The 26,499-nt window shown below is 33.4% G+C and carries 25 protein-coding genes; 7 read left to right on the top strand and 18 right to left on the bottom strand.

Features of this window, described 5'->3' with window-relative positions:
• Position 1: 1 nt before the first annotated feature.
• Both D6200_RS07370 and D6200_RS07365 read right to left on the bottom strand, forming a co-directional pair.
• On the bottom strand, positions 2-412 hold the full coding sequence (locus D6200_RS07370; protein WP_073184609.1) for a nuclear transport factor 2 family protein: 411 nt from the start codon (positions 410-412) through the stop codon (positions 2-4).
• 5 nt (positions 413-417) lie between these two features.
• Positions 418-942 (bottom strand): TetR/AcrR family transcriptional regulator, encoded by a 525-nt coding sequence (locus D6200_RS07365; RefSeq protein WP_073184607.1) that lies wholly within the window; start codon positions 940-942, stop codon positions 418-420.
• Between the two features lie 125 nt (positions 943-1,067).
• On the opposite strand from D6200_RS07365, the gene D6200_RS07360 reads away from it, so the two are divergent.
• Positions 1,068-1,235: a hypothetical protein gene (locus tag D6200_RS07360; RefSeq protein ID WP_240627212.1), complete on the top strand. Its 168-nt coding sequence runs from the start codon at positions 1,068-1,070 to the stop codon at positions 1,233-1,235.
• Positions 1,236-1,438: 203 nt separating this feature from the next.
• Here the strand turns inward: D6200_RS07360 and D6200_RS07355 are convergent, their stop codons facing one another.
• Positions 1,439-1,972 (bottom strand): hypothetical protein, encoded by a 534-nt coding sequence (locus D6200_RS07355; RefSeq protein WP_073184605.1) that lies wholly within the window; start codon positions 1,970-1,972, stop codon positions 1,439-1,441.
• A gap of 393 nt (positions 1,973-2,365) precedes the next feature.
• Between D6200_RS07355 and D6200_RS07350 the strand changes: the two genes are divergently transcribed.
• Positions 2,366-3,331 (top strand): IS110 family RNA-guided transposase, encoded by a 966-nt coding sequence (locus D6200_RS07350; protein ID WP_073184959.1) that lies wholly within the window; start codon positions 2,366-2,368, stop codon positions 3,329-3,331.
• A gap of 66 nt (positions 3,332-3,397) precedes the next feature.
• Here the strand turns inward: D6200_RS07350 and D6200_RS07345 are convergent, their stop codons facing one another.
• From D6200_RS07345 to D6200_RS07290, 11 genes are all read right to left on the bottom strand, one after another.
• Positions 3,398-4,192, bottom strand: a complete 795-nt coding sequence (locus D6200_RS07345) for a cation transporter (protein WP_073184601.1) — start codon at positions 4,190-4,192, stop codon at positions 3,398-3,400.
• Position 4,193: 1 nt separating this feature from the next.
• The gene (locus D6200_RS07340; protein ID WP_073184594.1) at positions 4,194-6,377 is read right to left on the bottom strand and encodes a TonB-dependent receptor; all 2,184 of its coding nucleotides are present in this window, start codon (positions 6,375-6,377) and stop codon (positions 4,194-4,196) included.
• Between the two features lie 67 nt (positions 6,378-6,444).
• Complete coding sequence (locus D6200_RS07335) at positions 6,445-6,855, bottom strand: Fur family transcriptional regulator (RefSeq protein ID WP_073184592.1); 411 nt, start codon at positions 6,853-6,855, stop codon at positions 6,445-6,447.
• Positions 6,856-7,138: 283 nt separating this feature from the next.
• Entirely contained in the window at positions 7,139-8,338 is a 1,200-nt protein-coding gene (locus D6200_RS07330; RefSeq protein WP_073184589.1) for a hypothetical protein, read from the bottom strand.
• A 942-nt stretch (positions 8,339-9,280) separates the two neighbouring features.
• Positions 9,281-9,709: an META domain-containing protein gene (locus tag D6200_RS07320; RefSeq protein ID WP_073184585.1), complete on the bottom strand. Its 429-nt coding sequence runs from the start codon at positions 9,707-9,709 to the stop codon at positions 9,281-9,283.
• Positions 9,710-9,720: 11 nt separating this feature from the next.
• Entirely contained in the window at positions 9,721-10,707 is a 987-nt protein-coding gene (locus tag D6200_RS07315; protein ID WP_073184582.1) for a PliI family lysozyme inhibitor of I-type lysozyme, read from the bottom strand.
• Between the two features lie 274 nt (positions 10,708-10,981).
• Positions 10,982-12,790 (bottom strand): acyl-CoA dehydrogenase family protein, encoded by a 1,809-nt coding sequence (locus tag D6200_RS07310; protein WP_073184580.1) that lies wholly within the window; start codon positions 12,788-12,790, stop codon positions 10,982-10,984.
• Positions 12,791-12,824: 34 nt separating this feature from the next.
• Positions 12,825-13,181: a four helix bundle protein gene (locus D6200_RS07305; RefSeq protein WP_073184577.1), complete on the bottom strand. Its 357-nt coding sequence runs from the start codon at positions 13,179-13,181 to the stop codon at positions 12,825-12,827.
• Positions 13,182-13,214: 33 nt separating this feature from the next.
• The gene (locus tag D6200_RS07300; RefSeq protein ID WP_073184575.1) at positions 13,215-14,405 is read right to left on the bottom strand and encodes an acetyl-CoA C-acyltransferase; all 1,191 of its coding nucleotides are present in this window, start codon (positions 14,403-14,405) and stop codon (positions 13,215-13,217) included.
• 85 nt (positions 14,406-14,490) lie between these two features.
• The gene (locus D6200_RS07295; protein ID WP_047790063.1) at positions 14,491-16,896 is read right to left on the bottom strand and encodes a 3-hydroxyacyl-CoA dehydrogenase/enoyl-CoA hydratase family protein; all 2,406 of its coding nucleotides are present in this window, start codon (positions 16,894-16,896) and stop codon (positions 14,491-14,493) included.
• Between the two features lie 17 nt (positions 16,897-16,913).
• Positions 16,914-17,378, bottom strand: a complete 465-nt coding sequence (locus D6200_RS07290) for a MarR family winged helix-turn-helix transcriptional regulator (protein ID WP_047790064.1) — start codon at positions 17,376-17,378, stop codon at positions 16,914-16,916.
• A gap of 189 nt (positions 17,379-17,567) precedes the next feature.
• Here D6200_RS07290 and D6200_RS07285 point away from each other — a divergent pair, with 189 nt between their 5' ends.
• The 5 genes from D6200_RS07285 to D6200_RS07265 all read left to right on the top strand — a co-directional run bounded on the left by D6200_RS07285 (position 17,568) and on the right by D6200_RS07265 (position 22,693).
• Positions 17,568-18,497: an ABC transporter ATP-binding protein gene (locus D6200_RS07285; protein WP_073184572.1), complete on the top strand. Its 930-nt coding sequence runs from the start codon at positions 17,568-17,570 to the stop codon at positions 18,495-18,497.
• 3 nt (positions 18,498-18,500) lie between these two features.
• A complete protein-coding gene (locus tag D6200_RS07280; RefSeq protein WP_073184570.1) occupies positions 18,501-19,823 on the top strand; it encodes an ABC transporter permease in 1,323 nt (440 codons plus the stop codon).
• Between the two features lie 81 nt (positions 19,824-19,904).
• The gene (locus D6200_RS07275; RefSeq protein ID WP_073184568.1) at positions 19,905-20,846 is read left to right on the top strand and encodes a mechanosensitive ion channel family protein; all 942 of its coding nucleotides are present in this window, start codon (positions 19,905-19,907) and stop codon (positions 20,844-20,846) included.
• Positions 20,847-21,032: 186 nt separating this feature from the next.
• Entirely contained in the window at positions 21,033-22,196 is a 1,164-nt protein-coding gene (locus D6200_RS07270) for a sigma-54-dependent transcriptional regulator (RefSeq protein WP_047790067.1), read from the top strand.
• A gap of 95 nt (positions 22,197-22,291) precedes the next feature.
• A complete protein-coding gene (locus D6200_RS07265) occupies positions 22,292-22,693 on the top strand; it encodes a VOC family protein (protein WP_047790068.1) in 402 nt (133 codons plus the stop codon).
• A 306-nt stretch (positions 22,694-22,999) separates the two neighbouring features.
• On the opposite strand, the gene D6200_RS07260 is transcribed toward D6200_RS07265, so the two are convergent.
• From D6200_RS07260 to katG, 4 genes are all read right to left on the bottom strand, one after another.
• Positions 23,000-23,203: a hypothetical protein gene (locus D6200_RS07260; RefSeq protein ID WP_073184566.1), complete on the bottom strand. Its 204-nt coding sequence runs from the start codon at positions 23,201-23,203 to the stop codon at positions 23,000-23,002.
• Positions 23,187-23,549, bottom strand: a complete 363-nt coding sequence (locus tag D6200_RS07255; RefSeq protein ID WP_073184564.1) for a phage holin family protein — start codon at positions 23,547-23,549, stop codon at positions 23,187-23,189. Before D6200_RS07255 ends, D6200_RS07260 begins: the two co-directional genes overlap by 17 nt.
• On the bottom strand, positions 23,549-23,908 hold the full coding sequence (locus D6200_RS07250) for a YtxH domain-containing protein (protein ID WP_047790071.1): 360 nt from the start codon (positions 23,906-23,908) through the stop codon (positions 23,549-23,551). The genes D6200_RS07255 and D6200_RS07250 overlap by 1 nt, the downstream gene beginning before the upstream one ends.
• A 212-nt stretch (positions 23,909-24,120) precedes the next feature.
• Positions 24,121-26,313: a catalase/peroxidase HPI gene (gene katG / locus D6200_RS07245; protein WP_073184562.1), complete on the bottom strand. Its 2,193-nt coding sequence runs from the start codon at positions 26,311-26,313 to the stop codon at positions 24,121-24,123.
• Positions 26,314-26,499 lie beyond the last annotated feature (186 nt).

The following is a 26,499-nucleotide window of genomic DNA, read 5'->3' as shown; positions in this document are numbered from 1 at the left end:
ATTAAAGATACCTATCAGTTTCCTCTATTTCAAGGTCATTAATACTGGCATATCTTTTTTTCATTTGTCCGTTATTGTCAAACTCCCAGTTTTCATTACCATAAGCTCTAAACCATTTGCCTTCTTTGTTCTGATATTCATATTCAAAGCGTACAGCAATTCTATTTTCACTGTGAGCCCAATATTCTTTTTTTAGTTTATAATTAAGCTCATTTTGCCACTTTTTACTCAAGAAGTTAATAATTTCTTCTCTACCATTTACAAAAGTGTCTCTATTTCTCCATTCACTATCTATAGTGTAAGCTAATGCAATTTTTTCAGGATTTTGAGAGTTCCAAGCATCTTCTGCTAGTTGAATTTTTTGTTTAGCTGTTTCAAGAGTAAAAGGAGGGAGTGGATGTTTCTGTTCCATAATAATTATAGTAAGTTTTGTATTATTTTTTTTGATTTATATACTATTTCATTTGATTTGAAGAGTTGACTTTCTATGATAGCACTTTCAAAAAGTAGGTAAATATGGGTAGCTAGTAATTCGTTATCTGTTAACTCCTGAAAAAAATTATTCAATTCTTTTTTATGAGATTGAATCACTAGGAGTATAGTTTCTTGCTCTTTTGATATTTCTGATAGAATATTCAAAAAACTACAACCCCTGAAATCCTCTTTTGTATTCATATGAGCTACAAAATCAAAAGAAAGGAGTATTGTGTCTTTTGAATTTTTACTTTTTGAAGTAAACTTAAATAGTTCTTTAAACCAAAATTCGTGTCTATTGTTTAAGAAGTCGACACACAAAGCATCTTTTGATTTAAAGTGCTGATAAAAACTTGCTTTGGCTACTTTAGCTTCTTTAATAACTTGGTTAATACCCGTGCTGTTATAACCTTGTTGATGAAATAAATGCGCTACAGTTTCTAATATACGTTCTCTAGGGCTACTCATATTCTTAATTTTTGTCAAAGTTATATGAATTTTCAAGAACAGACAAGTCTGTTCGGTATTTTAACATTTTAGTTTAATAAATAAACTAATTCTGTGGAAGTTATTTATACTTCCACATTTTTTATATGCCAAGAGTTAAATCATTTAATGAAGAAGAAGTATTAGCCAAAGCAATGTGTTTGTTTTGGAAACAAGGATATTTAGCAACTTCTGTTCAAGATTTGGTTTGCCATTTGTACCAAACATTACTTAGAATTACTTGTAGTTATCGAGACAAAAAAACTTACTCATAATCAGGAATATTCAAGCCTAAAATTAAGTCTTTATTGGCTGCCCAAATACCATTTTCTTTTCTTAAGTAAAAGTAGAAATACTTTTAAATTTCTAGCTTAATGAATATTAGTTAAATAAAAGGAAGTGAAGCCTTTTAGGAGTAGGTTATGACTAGTAATAAATTATAATCATTGTTGAGGTTCGTGTTTTATTAATACTAGGATTACTCATTAAATTTTAAATTATTTAAGATGAAAGCCACATCATTCTTGTATTTTTCATAAAATCTAATATCAGAAGAGTAATTGAACTCATATACAGTATCATTATGCCTAAAGTATATTAATGTATTTTTATAATGTGTAGAATTCCAATTATGTTCGTAGACATAGGTATAAGTTTCCCCATACTTTGTAGTTCCTTTTATTAGATTTTGAGAATTAATTTTAACGTTATTATTCCACTGTTTAACTTTTTCTTGAACCAGCTCGTTTAGTGAACCTTCATCAACTTTAGCTGCTTTTAATTCGTGTATTTGAACAATGTTTTTATAAAATATGTCCCCAAGGTTTTTAGGAGAATAACTTAGTAAATTGTGAGAGTTTAAAATTGGTTTCCAGTTTTCAGGTAGCGTAACCTTATAGTTTAAGGAGCTTATTAAACTCTCAATTCGTTTGTGTTCTAATATCTTTTCCTTTTTAACTCCACAACTTGTTAGAGATATAAATAAAAAGAAAATGTAGGCAATGTTTTTCATAGCAATGTTCTTTTTTAGTTTACCTATTGTAGGTTAAAGATAAGAATAAAAGTGGCTTGCCTTATGATGCAAATTATAAAAGTATTTTGGTTTAAAAAAGTGTAAAATATACTTGTTTTTTAACTCAGTTCTTTGTTGGCAACGTTTAATATAAACGGTCGTTTTAATGCCGTTTATACATCTTAAGTTAGCAATTGTTTAAATTTAGTAATAAAAACCAGAAAGAAAAAAGCGTAGAGTAAGGTTATGATATACGTTGAAACCTAGATTTCGTCAACATTGATAATCCCTACGCTTTTACTACTTCGAATTCGTTCAGTTCTGTGAGACCAAGATCTCGATTTCAAGTTGTTTAATTGATAGTAGTTATTTTCTTTCCAATCCTTTTTTCTTATGAGTAAAAATAAACAATTTTTAGGAATCGATGTAAGTAAAGACGTTTTAGATGTATATGATTATCAAGGAAATTGGTATCAGTTTAAAAATGATGCATCAGGTTTTAAAGAGCTGTTGTTAATCACAACTGATTTAACACATTGTATAATGGAAGCTACAGGATATTATCATGTACGCTTAGCTTATTTTTTAACAGAAAAAGGAGTTTTGTTATCGGTAGAAAATCCGTTGAAGGTTAAGCGTTTTATTCAGATGAATTTATCAAAAGTAAAGACGGATAAGAGTGATGCAAAGCAGTTATATAATTATGGCGTAAGTCAATCTCCTTCTATATGGAAAGGAGATAGTAAGGAACAACAAGAATGTTTACAAATAGTACGTTTGTTGAGTGTTTATACGAAACAATCTACTCAATTAAAGAACAAGCTTCATGGCGAATCAGTATTAGGAACTCCCTCAAAATTGGTAGTTAATTCCTTAAAAAGGCAGCTGAAAAACATACAAAAAGAGATAGTTAAATTAGAAGATTTGTTGCTAGAGAACGTAAAAAAGAGTTATCAAGAAGAAATAACTTTATTAAAGTCTATTCCAGGAATAGGGGGTAAAACAGCATTAATGTTATTAGTTTTTACCGATGGATTTAAGCGTTTTACTTCAGCAAAAGAGTTGTGTAGTTACGCAGGTATTACACCCACTATTAGAGAATCAGGCAGTAGTATAAAAGGACGCCCTCGAATAAGTAAAATGGGGAATCCAAAGCTTAGAAATTTATTATTTATGTGTAGCTTTAATGCTTGTAAATACAACAAAGCATGTAGAGAACTTTATGACCGAATAGTTGCTAAAGGTAAGAGTAAAAAACTAGCTTTAATAGCGGTGTGTAATAAGCTACTAAAACAAGCTTTTGCCATTGTAAAGAGTGGTTTGCCTTATGACGCAAATTATAAAAGTACGTTGGTTTAAAAAAGTATAAAATGTACTTGTTTTTTACCTCAGTTCTTTGTTGTAAGTAGTGCTTTATTTATTCATTCACTTACTTAATTTCAAAATCCTAAACGCTCCTTGAATTACCAAAATAAAAACGATTGTTCCAATAATCAAATCAGGTTTGCTCGAACTTAACCAATTTACCAAAAGTCCAGCGATTATAACTCCTAAATTGATAATCACGTCATTCGAGGTAAAAATCATACTCGCTTTCATATGTGCCTCTTCTTTGCTTTTTGACTTTTGCAAAATGTAAAGACAAATTCCGTTTGCGATAAGTGCAAAAATCGAAACGATAATCATTGTCGAAAAATCGGGAAGTTTCTCGTCTCCGAAAAATCTTCTTAAAACTTCCACAAATCCAATAATCGCAAGTGTGATTTGAAAATATCCAGCAAGTTTTGCAATCCGCTTTTTCTTAATCAACGTTCCGCCAACTGCAAACAAGCTAATTCCGTAAACGAAACTGTCGGCAAGCATATCCAGGCTGTCGGCAACAAGTCCCATTGATTTTGAGATTATTCCTGTTGTCATTTCGATAATAAAAAAGACAAAATTTATCGCCAGTACAATCCAAAGTAGCTTTTTTTGGTTGGTGTTTTCTACAAAATCTTTTTCGTTGGTTTCTTCGGTCGAGATTTTCTTTCCGCCTAATTTTAATTCGATAATTGACTTTTCAATTTGGTCGTTATGACCATCGTGAAAAACGGTCAATTTTCGGTTTGGAATGTCAAAATCAAGATTTTTGATTTCTTGAATTCCGTCCAGTTTCATTCGGATTAGATTTTCCTCTGAAGGACAATCCATCTTACTGATTTCAAATATCGTTTTGTTCATTTTAGTCGTCATCTTCGTTTCCAAAAGGTTTGATAATTACTCCAACGCTAAATATAAAACCGTCTGTTGGTGCATATATTTCGGGAAATTCTGGATTGTCGTGTGGTGGCAAAACCAAAGGCGAGAACCTGCTTTGTCTTCTATCGGTAAAGTTTTCAAAATTCACAAAAGTTGTTCCCCATTTAAAATTTCGCATTGCCACAAAACCCATTGTTATGAAGTCGGTTGTTTCTGTTCCATTAGACAAAAATTGCTTTCCTGTGTAAAACGTTTCATAACCGATTCGCCATTTTTCAGATTCGTACATCAAAACACTTCCTGCGTTATGTTTTGCTGTCAAAGGTTTTTGAGGATTGCCAGCTAAATAGTTCAACCTTGTGTCAATGAGTGCATAATTTAGGAACCACCTAAAATCTTTATAGGTAAACTTGATGTTTGTTTCAGCACCTTTGCTCAAAATTTCATCTGTTGCATTCTCAAATTGGAAAAATCCATTATCAGTTGAATTTAACAGTAATGCATCATTAATCGCAGTTACATAAAACAGTTGATTAATAGAAAAACCAACGGTTTCAAATAAACGTGTTTGATAGTTGAAATCAAAATTTACACCATAAGAACGTTCCGCATTTAGTGAAGATTTATCAATACCAAGTACATTTCTAAAATTGATAAATTCCGCCTCTTCTGTAAAAATATCTGGAATTTTGTAACCTAATCCACCACCAATTCTGCTCGAAAATCCACTATCGTTTTTGTATAGCAATGAAACTCTTGGAAGCGGAAAGAATCCAAAATCAGTATTGTAATCTGCTCGTAATCCTGTTTCCAAAATCCAATTATCCGAAATGTCATAAATATTATTTACAAATGCTCCGAATGTTATGTCTGTTTGGTCACGTTGCAAAGTCACATTATTATTTTCATCAAAAGCAGAAGTATAGAGATTTGCACCAAAAATCCAATCTGTTTTATTGGCGGACTTTTGATAGTTTATTTCCGTGAATGTATTGGTTTGTTTACCATCAAAAACAAAATCGGGAATGGTTAGTTTTCTATCAAAGAATGAGATGCTGTTTTTAATATTTAATGAACTAACCGAATCTAATTGAGTTTCGTAAACCGCTTGACTGCTCAACCTTTTTGATAGATTTTCTTCGGTATATTGATGGATGCCATTTGCGCCACTTTCAATTTTTGTGATGTCGCCACCAATTCTGTCGTCATACGTTCCGTTTAAGCTAAACCAAAATGTTGTTTTTTCTGATGGATAATAAAAGAATTTTGGGTTGAAAGAAATAGATGTTGTTTGTGGTAAATTACTAAAGCCATCATCTTCTGGGTCGTAAGCCTTTTGATAATGACCTGAACCGTATAATGAAACTCCAAATTTTTCATTTCGTTTGCTATAAAATACATTAGCTGTACTTCCTAATGCTTGTGTTTGTGTCAACATAATATCCAAAGTTGGCTCTTCGTCAGGTGTTTTTGATACCATATTTATCAAACCTCCAATTGCTCCACCACCATAAAGTGTTGATGAACTTCCTTTAATGATTTCAAATTGTTTTAAGTCCAATGGCGGAATTTGCAGAATACTCAAACCGCTTGAAAATCCGCCATAAAGTGGAAATCCATCTCGTAAAAGTTGTGTGTAACGTCCATCAAGACCTTGAATTCTAATGTTGGTATTCGCACTACTTAAAGAAGTTTGTTGCATCTGTATTCCTGTACTTTCCCGAAGTACCATTGAAATATTGGTTGGGTTCATTACCGCTTTTTCGCCTAATTCTTCCGCTCCAATAAATTCAATTCGAGTTGGAATTTTTCTAACAGTTCGTGTACTTCTTGAAGATTGTATGACAACTTCGTCAAGTTCATTACCTCCAGATTCGAGCTTGAAAGCGAACTCCTTTTTTGTTCCAACATCAATAGTAGTTTCTATGGTTTTGAAGCCTATGTATGAAATTTTTATAATATGGTTTCCATTTGGGATTTCTGTAAATGTGGCAATTCCGTCAAAATCTGTTACTGCTCCTTTTTCTAATTCTTCAAAATAGACCGTAGCACCCAATAATGGTTCGTTGGTTTCTGCATCGCTAACAGAAATGGAAATATCGCTCGTCTGTGCGAAAGATATAATTGATACGAATAGAAATAATGTGTTTAAAAATATGTTTTTCATCTGCTTATTCTGGTTTAAAAGAATAATGCAAATGTATTTAGGATTTACTGCAACTCGATTGCAAAGATTACTTGTTGCAGTTGTCGCACAAGCCTTTTACGACCATATTTGCTTGTTGTAACTTAAAGTTTTCGGGAAGTTGAATTTTTGGAATAGGAACATCAAAAAGGCAGAATGTTTTATCGCAGTTTGTGCAATAAAAATGATAGTGCAAATCCTTTGGGTCGCAGTTACAGCCTTTGGCACAAACCGCATATTTGGTCATTCCAGAACCATCTTCAATGCTGTGGATGACTTTGTTTTCCTCAAATGTTTTGAGTGTTCTGAAAATCGAACTTCTGTCCATGTATGCCAATGCGTTTTCAATATCTTTTAAAGATTGGGCTTTTTCTTGGCTCAAAAGATGACGTAAAACCACAGTTCTGACTGCGGTGTTTTTCACTTTTTTTATTTTTAGGATTTCTTCTTCGGTTTGCATTTTCCTAATGTATCATTTTTTTCGAGCGTTGGCGAAAAACAGCTCTTTTATTTTTTTCAGCGGTGGCTTTTTGCGGTTGGAAAAAAATAAATGTGCTGTTTGTGCGGTTGGCTTTTTTAGTTCAAATGTTCAATTTTAGCACGGTTTTTTGCATTATGCACAACGTGTTTGTATATGGTTTGTTGCGTGGTTTAAGCACTAAATTTAGCAAATAAAAACCGAATAGAAAATCCGCGAGGATTTTCGTAAGTAGGCTAGAACTAGCAATGAATTATATACGGTGTTAGCCTACGTTTATTTTCAAATGTTTTGGTAAGTCATTGTACCATTTTATTATACTATAACAAGCCTTATGCATAAAATTATTCAATTGCTCAAGGTCACTTTTTTCGCAATAAAAACCTCGTTCATTAAAATTTGATTTAGCGTGTACAATTGAATTTCTAGTTCTGTATAAAATATCTCCGAGTTCGCTAATTATTCTATCTGTTGTTTCTTGTTTCGAGTTATATTTCAATTCAGTTACTTTGAGTTTTTTTCTAATCTTTAGCGGAATTGAAGCGTATATATCTACTAAATCGAAAGATGAATTAATTAAGGATTTTATTAGTTCATCTTCTCTACTACTTTTATCATAGTTTTTTGCTAAATCAAATATTGATGAAATATAATCAGCATTTGGGGATTGGGCATCTGATGAATTTAATTTTAGACGCATAGAATCAAAAGCACTAATTTTTGACTTAACAGGTGCGAAATATTCAAAGATTTTGTAATAAGATAAAAACTTCAAATCAGGACTTAATCTTTGATTAGAATTTATAAATAAATCCATTCCATAATTGTAATCTTGTAATGGAATATTATAGACAAATTCTGAAGATTCTAAAATATCTTTTCTTATTTCTTCAATTTCAATACTGTCACTAATTTTATAGGTTGCAAAATCGAAACTAATTTTATGCGAATTTGACAATTCGAACATAAAAATTTTAATCAATTTTTCTTCGTCATCATCGTTTAATCTGTCTTCTGAATTGTTATAAAGAATTTCTACAGCAAAATGACTAGAACAAGGCGAGTGATATTCATTGTATTCTCCATAATGCGAAGAAGCAATTCCTATCAGTATAGGATTGTCAATAAGGCGGATTGAAATATTATCTGAAACTTGTTTATATAAGAAACCTAAACTCAATAAAGTATAAAAGTTATAATTGTCTGATAACTTTATGCATCTTTGGGTTATGTGTTTTGTTGTTACTTTATTATAACAATCGTGAAATTTGATGGAATCTAATTCTTCAATATATTTTTCTAAATGTTCAAATTCGAATTCAATTTCTTCCTCTTCTTCTTTTGGGAATTGTAGATAAATTAAATCGTATTTCTCATCAATCGTGTAATCAAAATTATTAATACCATAATTATTGTGTAACGATAATTTGAATTGTTCAATTGATTTAAGTTCCTTTTTCGTCATTTTTTCTAATGTAGGCTAACTAGTTTATATACGTAATAAAATTACTTATATATTCCTTTTACGGTAAGATATGCGGAACTTTTAGCAATTTTATTAACACTTTCAAATATAAAGAAATAAGATAAAAAAGTGCAACTTTTTTATCGAGACGACACCCCAAGCCTAATCGGATTGTCTTTTCTTTCTTATTAATAGAAGCAATTTTAAACAAGTTGACACACTTCATTGAATACTCCCATAAAACGGGTCGTTAATATCACGGTGTGCTCCGAAGACACCGCGGCATGGGTCGCTAATATCACGGCATGCTCCGAAGATACTACGGCACGGGTCGCTAATATCACGGCGTGCTCCGAAGACACCGCGGCACGGGTCGCTGATATCACGGCGTGCTCCGAAGACACCGCGGCATGGGTCGCTGATATCACGGCGTGCTCCGAAGACACCGCGGCACGGGTCGCTAATATCACGGCATGCTCCGAAGATACCACGGCACGGGTCGCTGATATCACGGCGTGCTCCGTTGACACCGCGGCATGGGTCGCTGATATCACGGCGTGCTCCGCAGACACCACGGCACGGGTCGCTGATATCACGGCGTGCTCCGAAGACACCGCGGCACGGGTCGCTAATATCACGGCATGCTCCGCAGACACCGCGGCACGGGTCGCTAATATCACGGCATGCTCCGAAGACACCACGGCGTGAGTCGCTAATATCACGGCGTGCTCCGCAGACACCGCGGCATGGGTCGCTAATATCACGGCATGCTCTCAGCTTTTACATCAGTACAGATTCAACCCAACATTCTCTATATACTTATTAGCGGACGTTGCCTTTGGCAGTAAAAAATAAACCTCATACTAACAAACCAAAAAAAGGCTATATAGTATGAGGTTTCCCCTAAGTTATTAATTCGTTTAAAGTAACAACTATCGTGAATTATTCTTCAGTAGTTACTTTTTTAAAGCGCATCATGGTTACATCGTCCATTAATAAGTTTAGTTTTCCTTCTAAGTCAAAACTATACTTGTTTATTTTTTTAATGGTTTTTAAAAACTCTTGTTCTCCCTGTCCGCAGTACATCATAGTTGTAGGTCCTGGTTCTCCAAAAGAAATCGCATTTTCTTCTCCTAACGTAAATTCAGCGGCATAACCGTTACAACCGTTATTTCCTGTAGCTTTCTTTGTTTCTTTATCAAACGTAAGTTGTGGCTTTTTATCAGGAAACAATCCTTCAAAAGCAATTCTAGGTCCAGAGATGTATTCTAGTTCCCAAGTGGTTCCGTATAATTGTTCAGCAGTATCTTTTTTAGCACAAGACACCGTAATTAATAGAATTGCTGCGAATACAAATGATAGTTTTTTCATACTATGTAAGTTTAGTTATTAGTGTTAAATTCAGTTGAGTTTTCTACTATAAATTTTCTTGATGCTTCACCATCTACCAATTTGTATGTAATTTGTCTGGTACCTCTTGTTGGGTTAGCATTAGAATCTTCTTCTTTATAAATAGGAAAACGTTGTGCTAAGGTTGTTTCAATAATGGTAAATTCATCGTGCCCCAAATATCCCTTACTTAATTCTTTATTATCGGTAATAGGAGGGAAGTATATTTGACTCATCGATTTTTTATTGTTTACAGAAAACCCTATTACATTTCCGTAGCTTCCACTTCCGTCAGATTTTGTGTAGATTAATACTTCTGGAGAACCATCAGAATTTAAATCTTCAATTTCAGCATCAACAACACTACCATCAATTGTTTGAGTAACGGCAGAATTGTCAATTTCTAATCCGTAAGGAGTAACTGTTAATTCAGTTTCCATTCCATTTTTTTGAGTAGCAATGCTAAAACTAATTCCTTGTAAGGTTACATTTTTTCTAAAAATAGTTTTGTCTATCTGTGTTTGGTCAAGGTTTCCTTCAATTTTATGATAAGAACCTGCAAGACTTCCTCCACCTGAACAGTAAAAGTTTAATAAACCGTTATCTTCTTTGTTTGCCGTGGCAATAGAAATTTGTTTGTTTTTAAAAGAAAATACTACAGTTTTACCATTTATGTCAGTTGTATACGTGCTGTCATTTGTTTTTTCGGCAAGAGCGTTAAAAGTACAGGTAGGTTTTTTCTTGTCAGCACGTGAGCGAACAGCAATTTTTATATTGTCATTTGCGGCTGGTTTTACAGCAACAGAAACCCAATCGTACCCTTCGTTTCTTTTTTCGTATTCTGATGAAACGTAGTTTCCTGTAACATCAGTAATTGTAGCTACAGTTTCTTGTGTGTCTGTTTTTTTCGCTTCTTTTTTACAGCTAACGATGGCTAAAAATGCTATTACTAGTAGTGCTGAATTGGTAAGTTTTATCATGCTATTTTATGTTTTTTGCTTCTAAATAACAATAAATATACCATTAAAGATATGAAAAAACGTTTTAAGAAAACCTTAAGATTCTTGTTTTTTAGTAGGTTGATATTGTAGCGTATAGGTTTAATAACGTTTTTTGAGGGCATAAAAAAAGACCGCCAAAACCTAATTTGACGATCTTTTAAACAAACAACTAAATTCTAAAACCTATAAAAGTTGAAGAAAGTTTTAAAAAACTACCTATGCTTGTTAGCAACATTAGGTAGTTTTAATATGTTTAGAAGCAGTATTTATTTTCTGCTTTTAATTTTTCTGCGATTGTATTACGTAATTCAACTACGTTAGGGTAGTTTGCATACTTTGTAAAACGCTTAAGTCCCATTAACATCATACGTTGTTCATCACCTTCAGCGAAAGAAATAATTCCTTCTCTTGCACTTTTGGTAATAATTTCAACAGCATTGTATAAGTATAACTTAGCCATTGCAATCTGTTCTTTTTGAGCCTCTTCACCAAAACGCTTCGCGTTCTTCTCAGTTCTTAAAATTCCAGATTCTGCCATGTATATTTCAATTAAAATATTTGAAGCAGCAGTTAATAACTGTTGGTGTTGCTCTAACTCTGGTCCAAATTTTTGTAAAGCAGCACCTGCAACCATTAAGAATACTTTCTTAAGTTTAGCAAGGATTTCTTTTTCTTCTGAGAATAATTCAGAATAATCTGGAGTATCGAAAGAAGGAATTCCCATTAATTCGTTTTGAACTGCCATTGCAGGATTTAATAAATCTACATGACCTTTCATTGCTTTTTTAACTAACATTCCTACCGATAATAAACGGTTAATTTCGTTAGTTCCTTCGTAGATACGTGCAATACGAGCATCTCTCCAAGCAGACTCCATTGGAGTTTCTTCAGAGAATCCCATACCTCCAAAAATTTGGATTCCTTCATCAGCACAATTTTGTACGTCTTCTGAAACTGCTACTTTTAAGATAGAACATTCAATAGCGTATTCTTCAACACCTTTTAATTCTGCTTCTTGATGAGTGTTTCCTTCAGATTCACGAATAGCGATTCTGTCTTCAATATTTTTAGCTGCTCTATATGATGCAGACTCACCAACATAAGCGTTAGTAGCCATTTCAGCTAATTTCATTTTAATAGCTCCAAACTCAGCAATAGGAGTTTTAAATTGCTTACGCTCGTTTGCATAGTTTACAGCATGAGTTACAATTCTTCTTTGAGAATCTAAACAAGCAGCAGCTAACTTAATACGACCAACGTTTAAGGCGTTCATGGCAATTTTGAATCCACCACCACGAACAGATAACATGTTTTCAACAGGAACTAAGGTATCGTTGAAAAATACCTGACGAGTTGAAGAGGCACGAATACCTAATTTGTGTTCTTCTTCTCCTAAAGTTACTCCGTTAGGATTGTTTTTATCATATTCTAAGATAAAACCAGTAATGTTTTTATCGTCTTCGATACGAGCAAAAACGATGAAGATTTCAGCAAAACCTGCATTCGAAATCCACATTTTTTGTCCGTTAATTTTGTAGTGTTTTCCGTCTTCGGTTAACTCAGCAGTAGTTTTACCTGAGTTTGCGTCAGATCCTGCTCCTGGTTCTGTTAAACAGTAAGCTCCAAAACGCTCTCCCATTGCTAAAGCAGGAACATATTTTTGCTTTTGCTCTTCAGTACCGTATAAAGTAATTGGCATGGTACCAATACCTGTGTGCGCACCAAAAGCTGTACTAAAAGATCCTGTTCCACTTGAAATGTAATCACATGTTAACATGGTAGAAACGAATCCCATTCCTAATCCGCCATAAGCTTCAGGAACAGCCACACCTAAAAATCCTAATTCACCAGCTTTACGCATAGTTTCTTCGGTAAGTGCATAATCTTTCTTTTCGAAACGTTCTTTATGAGGAATGATTTCACGGTCGTTAAATTCTTTAACCGCATCACGCATCATTGTTTGCTCTTCTGAAAAATCTTCAGGAGTAAATATATCTTCACATTTTGTTTCTTTTACTAGGAACTGCCCTCCGCGTAAAAGATCTTTTGTTAATTCTGACATAGTATATTAGATTTTAAGATTCAAGAGCCAAGAGTCAAGACTTATTCAGACCAGATTGGAAACTTGAAATCATTTTTTGTATTGACTTAATTTTTTGTTCTAATTCTTTAAACTTTTCTTCAGATAGGTAGCTTTCATTAAAAGCAATAATTAATTGTGTTTCCCATTCAAATGAAGAACCTAAGCTATCTTCTAAATATTTATTAAAATGTTTGTTAGTGCTTTTACTTGAACCCTCAGCTATGTTAGAAGGAATAGAAACAGCACATCTATTCATCTGAGAAACCAAGCCAAACTTTTCAAAGTCTGGAAAGGTTCTAGTTAATTTATAAGAATCAGAAACTAAATTCATGCTTTCAGTCCAAATTTTTAATTTTTTGAAATTGTGCATCGTCTTGTTTCTTGATTCTAATAGTCTTGTTTCTTAATTTAGGAATTCAAAAATACCAGCAGCACCTTGACCAGTACCTACACACATGGTTACCATTCCGTATTTGTTATTCATGTTACGCTTACGCATTTCATCGAATAACTGAACAGATAGTTTACCACCAGTACATCCTAATGGGTGACCTAAAGCAATTGCCCCACCATTTACGTTAACGATATCCGGATTTAATCCTAATTCGCGAATAACTGCTAACGATTGTGAAGCAAACGCTTCGTTTAGCTCAATTAATTCAATATCAATTTGTTGTAAACCTGCTTGTTTTAATGCTTTTGGAATTGCTGCTACAGGACCAATTCCCATAATACGAGGTGGTACTCCTGCTGCTGCATAACTTACTAAACGAGCTTCTGGTTGAATACCTAACTCTTTTACCATATCTTCACTCATTACCATTACAAAGGCAGCTCCATCACTTGTTTGTGATGAGTTACCAGCAGTAACAGAACCATTAGCAGCAAATACTGGACGTAATTTTGCTAAGGCTTCTACGCTGGTTCCACGACGTGGACCTTCGTCTTTAGTAACGGTGTAATTTCTTGTTGCGCGTTTTCCGTTTCCATCAATGTAAGTTTCTTCTACATCAATTGGAGCTATTTGATCTTGAAAACGATCGCTATCTAATGCTTTTAAAGCTTTCATGTGCGATTCGTATGCAAATTGATCTTGGTCTGCACGAGATACATTGTATTGTTGCGCTACTGCTTCAGCAGTATTACCCATTCCCCAATAGTAATCTTCGTGACCTGCATTTACGATATCGTAGTTTAATTCTGGTTTAAAACCTGTCATTGGTACAGAACTCATGCTTTCTGCTCCACCAGCAATAATACACTCTGCCATTCCAGATTGAATTTTTGCTACTGCCATACCAATAGTTTCTAATCCTGATGAACAGAAACGGTTTACGGTAACTCCAGGAACATCCACAGAATCTAATCCGATTAACGAAATAATTCTTGCCATGTTTAATCCTTGAGAACCTTCTGGCATTGCGTTACCAACAATAACATCGTCGATACGCTTTACGTCGAATTCTGGCAACTTTGTCATCATATATTTGATGGTTTCAGCAGCTAATTCGTCAGCTCTTTTAAATCTGAACACACCTTTTTTAGATTTCCCTACGGCGGTTCTATATCCTTTTACTATATATGCTGTTTTCATATTTTCAAGTTTTTAGTGTTTAGTTTTAAGTTTTTAGTGATTATTAATTGATCACTTATAACTGAAAACTAATAACTCGCAACTTTTAGTTGCGTAAAGGTTTACCAGTTTTTAACATATGCTGAATACGCTCTAACGTTTTTCTTTCAGTAGTTAAACTTAAGAAAGCTTCACGCTCAAGGTCTAATAAATACTGCTCAGTAACTTTTGTTGGTTCTGATAAATCTCCTCCAGCCATTACATAGGCTAGTTTGTTTGCAATTTTCTGATCGTGTTCAGAAATATATTTAGAAGCTTCCATAGAATCAGTTCCTACTAAGAACATTCCTAAGGCTTGCTTACCTAATACTAAAACATCTTTACGTTTTACTGGTTGTGTATAACCTGCTTCAGCTAATAACACAGCGTGCTTTTTAGCTTCTGCAATTTGACGGTCTTTGTTTACAACCACAACATCTTTTCCTTTTTGTAGTAGGTTTAAGTCGTATGCTTCATAAGCTGAAGTTGCCACTTTAGCCATACCAATAGTTAAGAAGTGCTCTTGTAATACGTTTAATTGAACATCACCAGTGTGGAATAAGTCCTGAGCTCTTAACGCCATTTCTTTAGATCCACCACCACCAGGAATTACTCCAACTCCAAACTCTACTAATCCGATGTATGTTTCAGCAGCAGCAACTACTTTATCAGCGTGTAATGATAATTCACATCCACCACCTAACGCCATTCCGTGAGGAGCAGCAATGGTAGGAATTGCAGAGTAACGCATACGCATCATGGTATCTTGGAAATATTTGATAGCCATGTTTAACTCGTCGTACTCTTGCTCAACAGCCATCATAAAAATCATTCCGATGTTGGCACCTACTGAGAAGTTTGCAGCTTGGTTACCAATTACTAATCCTTGGAAGTCTTTTTCAGCTAAATCAACCGCTTTGTTTAATCCAGCTAAAACATCACCACCAATAGTGTTCATTTTAGATTGGAATTCACAGTTTAAGATTCCGTCTCCTAAATCTTCAATAACAACTCCAGAGTTTTTGAATACCTCAGTAGTTTTACGAATATTATCTAAGATGATAAATGAATCTTGTCCTGGTTTTTTAACTTGTGCTTTTGCAGGTACATCGTAGTAATATGTTGCACCGTCTTTAACTGTATAGAAAGATTTTTCTCCTTTAGCTACCATTTCTGTAACCCAAGCAGCTGGTTCCTTTCCTTCAGCTTTCATTAATTCGATACCTTTTTCAACTCCTACAGCATCCCAAATTTCGAAAGGACCATTTTCCCATCCGAAACCAGCTTTCATGGCATCGTCAATTCTGTATAATTCATCAGAAATTTCTGGAATTCTATTTTGAACATACGCAAACATTGCTGCGAAGTTCTTACGGTAGAATTCTCCTGCTTTATCTTTTCCGCCAACTAATACTTTAAATCGGTCAATTGGCTTATCGATTGTTTTTGTTAATTCTAAGGTAGCAAATTTTGCTTTTTTAGACGGACGGTATTCCATCGTATTTAAGTCTAAAGCTAAAATTTCACGCTTTCCTTCAGCATTGGTTGTTTTTTTGTAAAAACCTTGTTTGGTTTTGTTTCCTAACCACTTATTTTCCATCATTGTGTTGATGAAATCTGGCAACTTAAATAAGTCGTGTGCTTCATCGTTAGGACAGTTTTCATAGATTCCGTTAGCAACGTGTACTAAAGTATCTAATCCAACAACATCAACAGTACGGAAAGTAGCTGATTTAGGGCGTCCAATAACTGGCCCTGTTAATTTATCAACCTCTTCAATAGTTAGCCCTAATTCTTTTACTTGGTGGAATAACGATTGGATTCCGAAGATACCTATACGGTTTCCAATAAACGCTGGAGTATCTTTTGCTAATACTGAAGTTTTTCCTAAGAATTTAGAACCATAATCCATTAAGAAGTCTGTAACTTCTTGTTTACAGTCAGGTCCTGGAACAACTTCAAATAATTTTAAATAACGAGGAGGGTTAAAAAAGTGTGTAACCGCAAAGTGTTTACGGAAATCTTCACTACGTCCTTCGTTCATAAACTTAATAGGAATACCTGAAGTGTTGGTAGAAATAATAGTACCAGGTGTACGGTATTTCTCAACTTGCTCAAAAACACTTTGTTTAATGTCTAAGCGTTCAACAACTACTTCCATAATCCAATCTACATCTTTTACTTTGTGTAAATCGTCCTCAAGGTTCCCAGTAGTAATTCTATCTGCAAATTTTTTATTGTAGATAGGTGATGGTTTCGACTTTAATGAAGCAGTCAAAGCATCATTTACCAAACGGTTACGAACTACTTTGTCTTCTAAGGTTAATCCTTTTGCTTTTTCTTTGTCGTTAAGCTCTCTTGGAACGATGTCCAAAAGCAATACTTCAACGCCAATGTTAGCAAAATGACATGCAATACCTGATCCCATGATACCAGAACCGATAATTGCTACTTTTTTAATTCTTCTTGCCATTTGTTTGTTGGTTTGTTTTATACAGCTTTATTGTCAATATTTTCTTCTTCGTATATTAACTTATCTGTAATTAGTTTGTTTATTGTTGTTGTTACTTTGAAGAAGGTTTCTAATTCTTCTTCAGTAATATGTTCTCTTACTTTATTATTGAATTGGTATACATGCCCTTTTGAAACTTCACGCATTTCTTTACCATATTTAGTAAGCTTTAAAATAACGCTTCTACCATCATTAGGATTTTTCTCGCGACATATAACTCCTTTGTCTTCCATTGTCTTTAACAAACGAGAAAGACTTGTAGGTTCCATTCCCATTAACGGTCCCAGAGCAGTTGAAGGAGTACCGTTTTCAAAATCTATATTCAATAAAGCAAAAGCCGTAGCCATTGTGCTATCATGCTTTGCAGCTTGCTCGTTATACATTTTAGCAACGGCTTGCCACGTGGCTCTTAATTGGTGATCTATTGATTTATCCTTATCCATGAATGCCAAATATATAAAATTTTATTATGCATGCATAGTATTTTATAAAAAAGTTATGCATGCATAATAAAATTAACAAAAAATTAATCTTGTAACGTTTAGAGAGAAGCGTATACTAATTGAGTATAAAAATATGTAAGTTTGTCACTACTGTTTTTAAATAAACGGTAATTAATCAACTATAAATCTATGAACAATTTATTAGAAATTAATAATGTAGTAAAGCGTTATGGCGATTATACTGCATTAAATAATGTTTCAATGCACATTCCTAAAGGTAGTGTTTTTGGTTTGTTAGGGCCTAACGGTGCAGGAAAGACCTCGCTTATTAGAATTATCAACCAAATAACAATGCCTGATGCAGGTGAAATTATTTTAGATGGAGAGAAGTTAGCTCCAAATCATATAGAACATATAGGATATTTACCTGAAGAAAGAGGATTGTATAAAAGTATGAAGGTAGGAGAGCAGGCACTATATCTTGCTCAATTAAAAGGGTTGAGTAAATCGGAAGCAAAAAAACGATTGAAATATTGGTTTGATAAATTTGATATTGGAGCTTGGTGGAATAAAAAGATTGAAGAGTTGTCTAAAGGGATGGCTCAAAAGGTACAGTTTATAGTAACGGTATTACATCAGCCTAAATTATTAATTTTTGATGAGCCTTTTTCGGGGTTCGATCCTATCAATGCACAACTAATAGCTAAAGAAATTTTACAGTTGCGTGATGAAGGAGCTACCATCATTTTTTCTACCCATAGAATGGAGTCTGTTGAGGAGATGTGTGATTATATAGCGTTGATTAATAAATCGAATAAAATTTTAGATGGTAAGCTAGAAGATATTAAAAAGGAGTTTAGAACTAATACTTTTCAGGTTGGATTGGCTACTTCTAATTCAAAAGAAGTGGAGCAAAAGCTAAAAGAAAACTTTGAGGTTTTACCAGCAGATTTTAAATTGTTAAATGAAGGGTTAAAATTAAATGTAAAACTTACCAACGGAAGTTCTCCAAACGATTTGTTATCGTATTTAACAACTCAGGGACAAGTACAACATTTTGTAGAGTTAGTGCCAAGTGCCAACGATATTTTTATTCAAGCAATCCATAAAAACAGTTAAGCAATGAAAAGATTACGATTAATTATAGAACGCGAGTTTATTGCTAAGGTTAGAAATAAGTCGTTTATCGTTATGACTTTCTTAAGTCCATTGTTAATGATTGGTATGGGGGCTTTAGTATTTTTCTTAATGAAGAAGAACGATGAAAAGGTTAAGAAGATAGTGTATGTTGATGAGTCTGGAATGTTCTCTAAAGATATTTTTAAAGATTCAAAAACAGTAAAGTATGAAGATTTTACAGCCTTAGGAATTGAAAACTCTAAAAAAAAGGTTGAAGAAGGAGATTACTACGGAGCTTTATACATTCCGAAACAAGATAGTTTAGAAATGTTGGCAAAATCGATTGAGTTTTTCTCTAAAGATTCGCCAAGTATGTCTATCATGGAACGTTTAGAAGATAAAATTGATAAGGAGTTACGTCATAAAAAACTAACAAGCTTCGGAATTGATATTGCGCATATAGAAGAGTCTAAAATTTCATCAGAAATTAAAATGTTGAATTTCTCTGGGGAAAAATCATCAAAATTAATCAACGGATTAAAGATTGGTGTAGGAGCTATCGCAGGATATTTATTGATGATGTTTGTAATGATTTATGGAACATCGGTAATGCGTAGTGTTATTGAAGAAAAAACAAGTAGAATTATTGAGGTAATCGTTTCTTCTGTAAAACCTTTTCAATTAATGTTAGGAAAGATTATTGGAAATGCATCAGCTGGATTGTTACAGTTCTTTATTTGGGGAATTTTGTTTTTAGTGTTTAGCCTAGTAGCATCTTCTTTCTTTGGAGTTGATATGATGGAAATGCAGTCAGCAAAAGTATCACCAGAACAAATGGAAGCTATTCAACAAACAGCAGCCAATAAAGGAGAAATGATTGTGCAAGAAATTTTCAGATTGCCTTTAGTAAAAATGTTCTTCTTATTCATTTTCTACTTCTTAGGAGGGTATATGTTATATAGCTCGTTGTTTGCAGCAGTAGGTGCAGCGGTAGATAATGAAACGGATACACAACAATTTATGATGCCTATTATGCTACCGTTAATTTTGGCAGTTTATGTAGGTTTTGCAACGGTTATTAACGATCCTCATGGTCCGGTTTCAGTAATATTTTCTTATATACCTTTTACATCTCCAATAGTGATGTTAATGAGAATCCCGTTTGGAGTTGCTTGGTGGGAAATAGCCATTTCTATGTTGCTATTAATTCTTACTTTTATGGTAATTGTATGGATTGCCGCTAAAATTTATCGTGTAGGTATTTTAATGTACGGTAAAAAACCAACCTACAAAGATTTGTGGAAATGGATTCGTTATAATGGGTAATTAACACTTTTATGAAATTACTTAATATTGTTTAAAAGTGTTGATTATAAATTGTGTGTAACGATTATAACATAAACTAGGATGAAAGAAATAATAAAAGAAATAACGGATTTTCTAAACTATAGAATACCAATAGGAGGAAAAGATATCGAGTTTACAGTAAAAACAATTTTGTTTTTAATAGTAGGTTTACTTTTAGTGAAGCTTTTGTTGAAATATTTAAAAGTACTAGCAAAAAGTAAACTAGAACAGGAAGACAAAAATAAATTTGATACTATTTTCTCATTTACTAGTTGGTTAGTATATGTAATTGTTTTTTCAATAGGTTTAAGTTCAGCAGGAGTCGATTTAAGTGCGATTTTAGTAGCGTCTTCTGCTTTGTTAATAGGTATTGGTTTGGCGTTACAAACCTTTTTTCAAGATATAATCTCTGGAGTTTTTATTATTCTTGATAAAAGTGTTCATGTGGGAGATATTATTGAACTAGATGGAAAAGTTGGTAGGGTGGAAGAGATAAAACTGAGAACCACTAGAGCCGTAACAATCGATAATAAAGTATTGGTTATTCCTAATCACAAGTATTTATCTAACAGCCTATATAACTGGACGCAAAATGGTACTACAACTAGAGAAAGTGTAACAGTGGGTGTGGCCTATGGTAGTGATGTAGCTTTAGTGAAAAAATTATTGTTGCAAGCGGCCAGTGAACATCCAAAAGTATACCAGCATCCAGCTCCTTTAGTACTTTTTGAAAATTTCGGAGATAGTTCGTTAAATTTTAAATTAATTTTTACGTTAAATGATAGTTTTCAGGCAGCGATACCAAAAAGTGATATACGGTTTAAAATAGACGAGCTGTTTAGAGAGCATAATATAAGTATTCCGTTCCCTCAAAGAGATATACATATTGTAGATGCCAAAGGGTTGCATTTTGAACCTCCAAAAAAAGAGGTACTCCAAAACAATCAGAAAGAAATTGAAGGTAAAGAGGAAGGAAACTCTAAAGAAGAACTAAATAATTAAGCTGAAAAATGTTTGGCTTGCTTTTTGAGTTGTAACCACCAATGGTTCTTTCTTGTTGTAAAGAATGTGTTAATAAAGTAACGTTAATAGGTTCAGAAAACGAAGTAGGTGAGCTCCAAAAAATGATTTCTGATTTCAAGAATTTATTAAACTAGCCTTTTTAATATCTAAAAGACTAAAAAAAATATGAGTAAAATATTAATAATAGAAGATGAAGCTGCAATTCGCAGAGTATTAAAAAAAATTATTTCTGAAGAAAACGATTCCTATGAAGTAGAAGAAGCTGAAGACGGTTTGCAAGGAATTGAAATGATAAAGAAAACAGATTACGATTTGGTTTTGTGTGATATTAAAATGCCAAAAATGGATGGTGTTGAGGTGTTGGAAAAAGCTAGAAAGTTAAAACCTGAAATACCAATGGTAATGATTTCTGGTCATGGTGATTTAGATACTGCAGTAAACACCATGCGCTTAGGAGCCTTTGATTATATTTCTAAACCGCCAGATTTAAATCGATTATTGAATACTGTAAGAAATGCTCTAGATAAAAAGGAGTTGGTAGTAGAAAATAAGCGTTTAAAGAAGAAGGTGAGTAAGAATTATGAAATGATTGGAGAGAGCGATGCTATTACTCATATTAAAGATATTATTGAAAAAGTGTCTGCAACAGAGGCAAGAGTTTTAATTACCGGACCTAATGGAACAGGAAAAGAGTTAGTAGCGCATTGGTTACACGAAAAATCTGACCGTTCTAAAGGTTCTATGATTGAAGTAAACTGTGCAGCTATACCTTCTGAGTTAATAGAAAGTGAATTGTTTGGGCATGTAAAAGGGAGTTTTACAGGAGCTAACAAAGATAGAGCAGGAAAGTTTGAAGCAGCTAATGGAGGAACCATTTTCTTAGATGAAATTGGAGATATGAGTTTGTCGGCACAAGCGAAAGTATTACGAGCATTACAAGAAAATCGTATTCAACGAGTAGGTTCGGATAAAGATATAAAAGTAAATGTGCGTGTAGTTGCTGCAACAAATAAAGATTTAAAGAAGGAAATAGAAGAAGGACGTTTCCGCGAAGATTTATATCATCGTTTAGCAGTGATTTTAATTAAAGTTCCTGCATTAAACGATAGAAGAGAAGATATACCGTTATTAGTAGATTTCTTTGCAAAGAAAATTTCTGAAGAACAAGGGATGCCTAAGAAAGGTTTCTCGGAAGATGCTATTAAATTGTTACAAGAGTATGATTGGACAGGAAATATTAGAGAATTACGAAATGTAGTTGAACGTTTACTTATTTTAGGAGAAAAAGAAGTTTCTAAAAATGATGTAAAATTATTTGCTAGTAAATAATTAATAACGTTTTAAATTTTTGAGTTAATAATCACAGCAATAGAGTTAATTTATATAGATGCTTGTTTTTATTTTTATACAAAACAATAAAAATTATGAACATACAAGCATACTTAGCATTCAGAGGAGAATGTCAAAACGCATTAAATTTTTATGCAGACTTATTTAATGCAAAAATTGTAAACAAACAAACGTACAAAGACTCAAAGAGAGATATTCCAGAGGATTACAGGCATAAAATACAACATGCAGAATTGAAAGGGAAGGGGATTCACATTATGGCGTATGATGTTTCTCCAGATACTCCGCTAAATAGTGGTAATAATATTCAAATGAGTGTTGATTTAGATGATGAGGAAAAAGCTACTGTTGTATTTAATGAGTTGTCTAACGGAGGTATAGTTCATACTGAACTATTGGAAACGGAATGGAACGCACTGTATGGGGCTTGTACCGATAAATTTAATATACGTTGGATGGTAAACTGTAAGTTATAGTAAGTAGTTTACATAATTGTTATATAAATAAAGGTGGAATTGTATTAGAAAGAAGCTAATACAATTTCATCTTTGTTGTTTTGTAAAAGTTCATAAAAGCTAACAGAATTAAGGGGGTATGAAGCTTTTAAAAAAGCACAAAAAAAGAAAATAAATATGATAACAATATTGAGTACATAATGAGTAAAGCTTATAATTAAAAAACCATCTGAAGAAGATGGTTTTTTAATTATAAGAGGAAAGAAGTTATATGTCTTACACCTAGATTAAAGCTTTGTAGCTATTCAAGATTGAGTTGAAAAAAGGTTATTTTAAAAATTTCCTAGCTAAAGTATATACTCCAAACTTACCAACTGCTTCAAATATAGTTTGAAACCAATTCCCGACAGATAAATCTTCTTTAAATTGTTCTTTTACAAGTTTAATTTCTTCTAAAGAAATATCTCTTTTAAGCTTCAGTAATTTTAGTTCTTTAGTTATTTCTTTACTATTATTATAGGTTTTCTTCATCGTCAAAATACTTTTTAGATAAATTTTTAATTACAAAATTCTCTACATTTGTTCTCATACTATATGCTATTAAAGCGAAAATTATAAAAAGTAAAGCTACTAACAAGTATCCTAAAACAACATTGTTTAAATAATTACCTATGGTTGCCGATATTGTTACAGCCAAAAAAACAAAAGCAATAAGTAGGAATATACCTATAATAGCAAAATTGAAAATCATGCTTAAAGAAGAGGTTAGTATATAAAATATTTTTAATTTAAAGTATTCTTCAGAGTTCTTTATAAAGCTTTCGCCTTTTTCAATTGCTTTTTCAGAGTTGGTATGTATTGATTTGAATATCGACATTATTTAGTTTGTAATTTTTTGTTTTTAGCCTTTAATACTTTTAGTTTTTGTTCTAATTGGGTTATAACATCTTCAGCTTTATAGCTAGCATCAGTTACAATAGTTTCTAATTTTTCTTCTAATGAGTTTGTTTTGCTGCTAAGAGATTCAGCCACATTATTTTTTAAGCTTTCAGCTTTATGCTTAACTTCTTCTTTAAGGTGTGTTGCTTCTGAAGTAATGGTATCTCTTGCAGAGGCTGCTCCGTCTGCTATTTTTTTTCGTGTATTACTCCCTTTGTCAGGGGCGAATAATATACCTAATCCTGCTCCTACAGCTACTCCTGCTAATAAGCCTAAAATACTTTTATCGTTGCTCATAATATATTTGTTTTTTAATTATTAAATGATTTCTGTAACAAAAATACTTTGATAGCTGATGTTTCTTTAGCTCAATAAATTTAAATGTTAACTCAATTGCTATTAATGACTTATGAGGAAGAAAGAGGGAGTGGTGATTAGAGTGTAAAAAAATAAGCTAGATTCTTTAATTAAAAAAAATCTAGCTTAAAATATTATTATTTAGTTGTGATTTATACTACATCAAACCTGTCTGCATTCATTACTTTAGTCCAGGCAGTTACAAAATCTTTCACAAACTTTTTCTTGTTGTCGTCTTGTGCGTATACTTCTGCATACGAACGAAGAATAGAGTTAGAACCAAATATCAAATCCACTCGTGTAGCTGTCCACTTAGTGTTTCCTGTCTTACGATCAACAATATTGTATAAGTTTTCCCCTGAAGGCTTCCATGAGTATTTCATGTCGGTAAGATTAACAAAGAAGTCGTTACTTAATACACCTTCATTTTCTGTAAATACACCATGTTTAGTTCCTCCGTAGTTAGTTCCTAGCACACGCATTCCCCCAACTAGAACAGTCATTTCAGGAGCGGTTAACCCCATAAGTTGTGTTCTGTCTAATAACAATTCTTCAGGTTTTACTACATAATCTTTCTTTTGCCAATTTCTGTATCCGTCATGTAGAGGCTCTAAAACATCAAAAGATTCAGTATCTGTCATTTCAGCAGTTGCATCACCTCTTCCAGGGGTAAAAGGAACTTTAATGTCAACACCACCATCTTTAGCAGCTTTTTCAATAGCAGCACTACCTCCTAAAACAATCAAATCAGCAATACTAACTTTTTTACTTAAACTAGCTTGAATTTCAGCAAGCTTATCTAATACTCTTTTTAGTCTTGTAGGTTCATTTCCTTCCCAGTCTTTCTGAGGAGCTAAACGAATGCGTGCTCCATTAGCACCACCTCTAAAGTCTGATCCTCTATAAGTTCTAGCACTATCCCAAGCAGTATTGATAAGTTCAGTACGAGTAAGTCCACTGTTTAATAGTTTTTCTTTTAGTTCTTCAACTTCAGTATCGTTTAAAGTATAGTCTACAGTAGGAACAGGATCTTGCCATATAAGTGTTTCTGTTGGAGCATCAACCCCTAAATAACGTGTATTAGGGCCCAAATCACGATGTGTTAGTTTAAACCAAGCACGTGCAAAGGTGTCAGCAAAATAGGCTGGATCTTTATAGAATTTTTCAGATATTTTTCTGTATTCAGGGTCCATTTTCATTGCCATATCCGCATCAGTCATTATTGGGTTTCTTTTAATGTTCGGATTGTGAGCATCTACAGGTTTATCTGCCTCATCAATATTAACAGGTTCCCATTGCCAAGCACCAGCAGGACTCTTTGTTAATTCCCAATCATGATTTAACAACAAATGAAAGTACGTATGGTTCCATCTATCGGGGGTAGTTGTCCAAGCTCCTTCCAAACCACTAGTAACAGTATCTGCAGCATTTCCATTCCCTTTAGGGTTCATCCAGCCAAAGCCTTGATCTTGAACTTCTGCACCTTCAGGGCTTTCACCTAAGGCTCCAGCGTCACCATTACCGTGTGCTTTTCCTACAGTGTGTCCACCAGCAGTTAAAGCAACGGTTTCTTCATCATTCATTGCCATGCGCTTAAAGGTTTCTCTTACGTCTTTTGCGGTTTTTAAAGGATCGGGTTTTCCGTCAACCCCTTCAGGGTTTACATAAATTAATCCCATCATTACAGCAGCTAATGGGTTTTCTAAGTCTCTGTCTCCAGAATATCGAGAACCTTTACTCCCTGTTGGCGCTAACCATTCTTTTTCAGATCCCCAATAAATATCTTTTTCAGGATGCCAAATATCTTCACGTCCGCCGGCAAAACCAAAAGTTTTGAAGCCCATTGATTCATAAGCCATATTACCAGCTAAAATTATAAGATCTGCCCAAGATAGTTTGTTTCCGTATTTTTTCTTGATAGGCCATAACAATCGTCTTGCTTTATCTAAATTACCATTATCAGGCCAACTATTTAATGGAGCGAAGCGTTGATTGCCTGTATTACTACCACCTCTACCATCAGCAACTCTATAGGTACCAGCAGCATGCCACGCCATACGAATCATTAAACCACCATAATGTCCCCAGTCGGCAGGCCACCAATCTTGACTATCGGTCATTAAGTCTTTAAGGTCATTTTTAACTGCTTCTAAATCTAATTTTTTAAATTCTTCAGCATAATTAAAATTACTGTCTAAAGGATTGGTTTTGGTATCGTGTTGATGTAGTATATCTAAGTTTAATGATTTTGGCCACCACTCCATGATGTTATCATGTATTTCTGTGTTTGCACCTTGTGAAAAAGGGCATTTACCTTTCGAAGAATGTGAGTTTGTGTTTTTCATTTTATTATAATTTAATAGGTTAGAATAGGGCAAAGCTACTATAAAACAATGAATAATTTTTATCTATATTTTTTATTTTAAAATAATAAATAACTATAGTTTTTGTTTTTGTGTTTTATAATGTGTTGGAATATAAAGGTATATTTTTTTTAGTGATTTAAAAATATGTTAACTATTGGTTATAGT

Origin of the sequence: Tenacibaculum mesophilum (assembly GCF_003867075.1) — a bacterium.
Lineage (GTDB): Bacteria > Bacteroidota > Bacteroidia > Flavobacteriales > Flavobacteriaceae > Polaribacter > Polaribacter mesophilus.
This window is presented reverse-complemented; position numbering and strand designations above follow the sequence as displayed.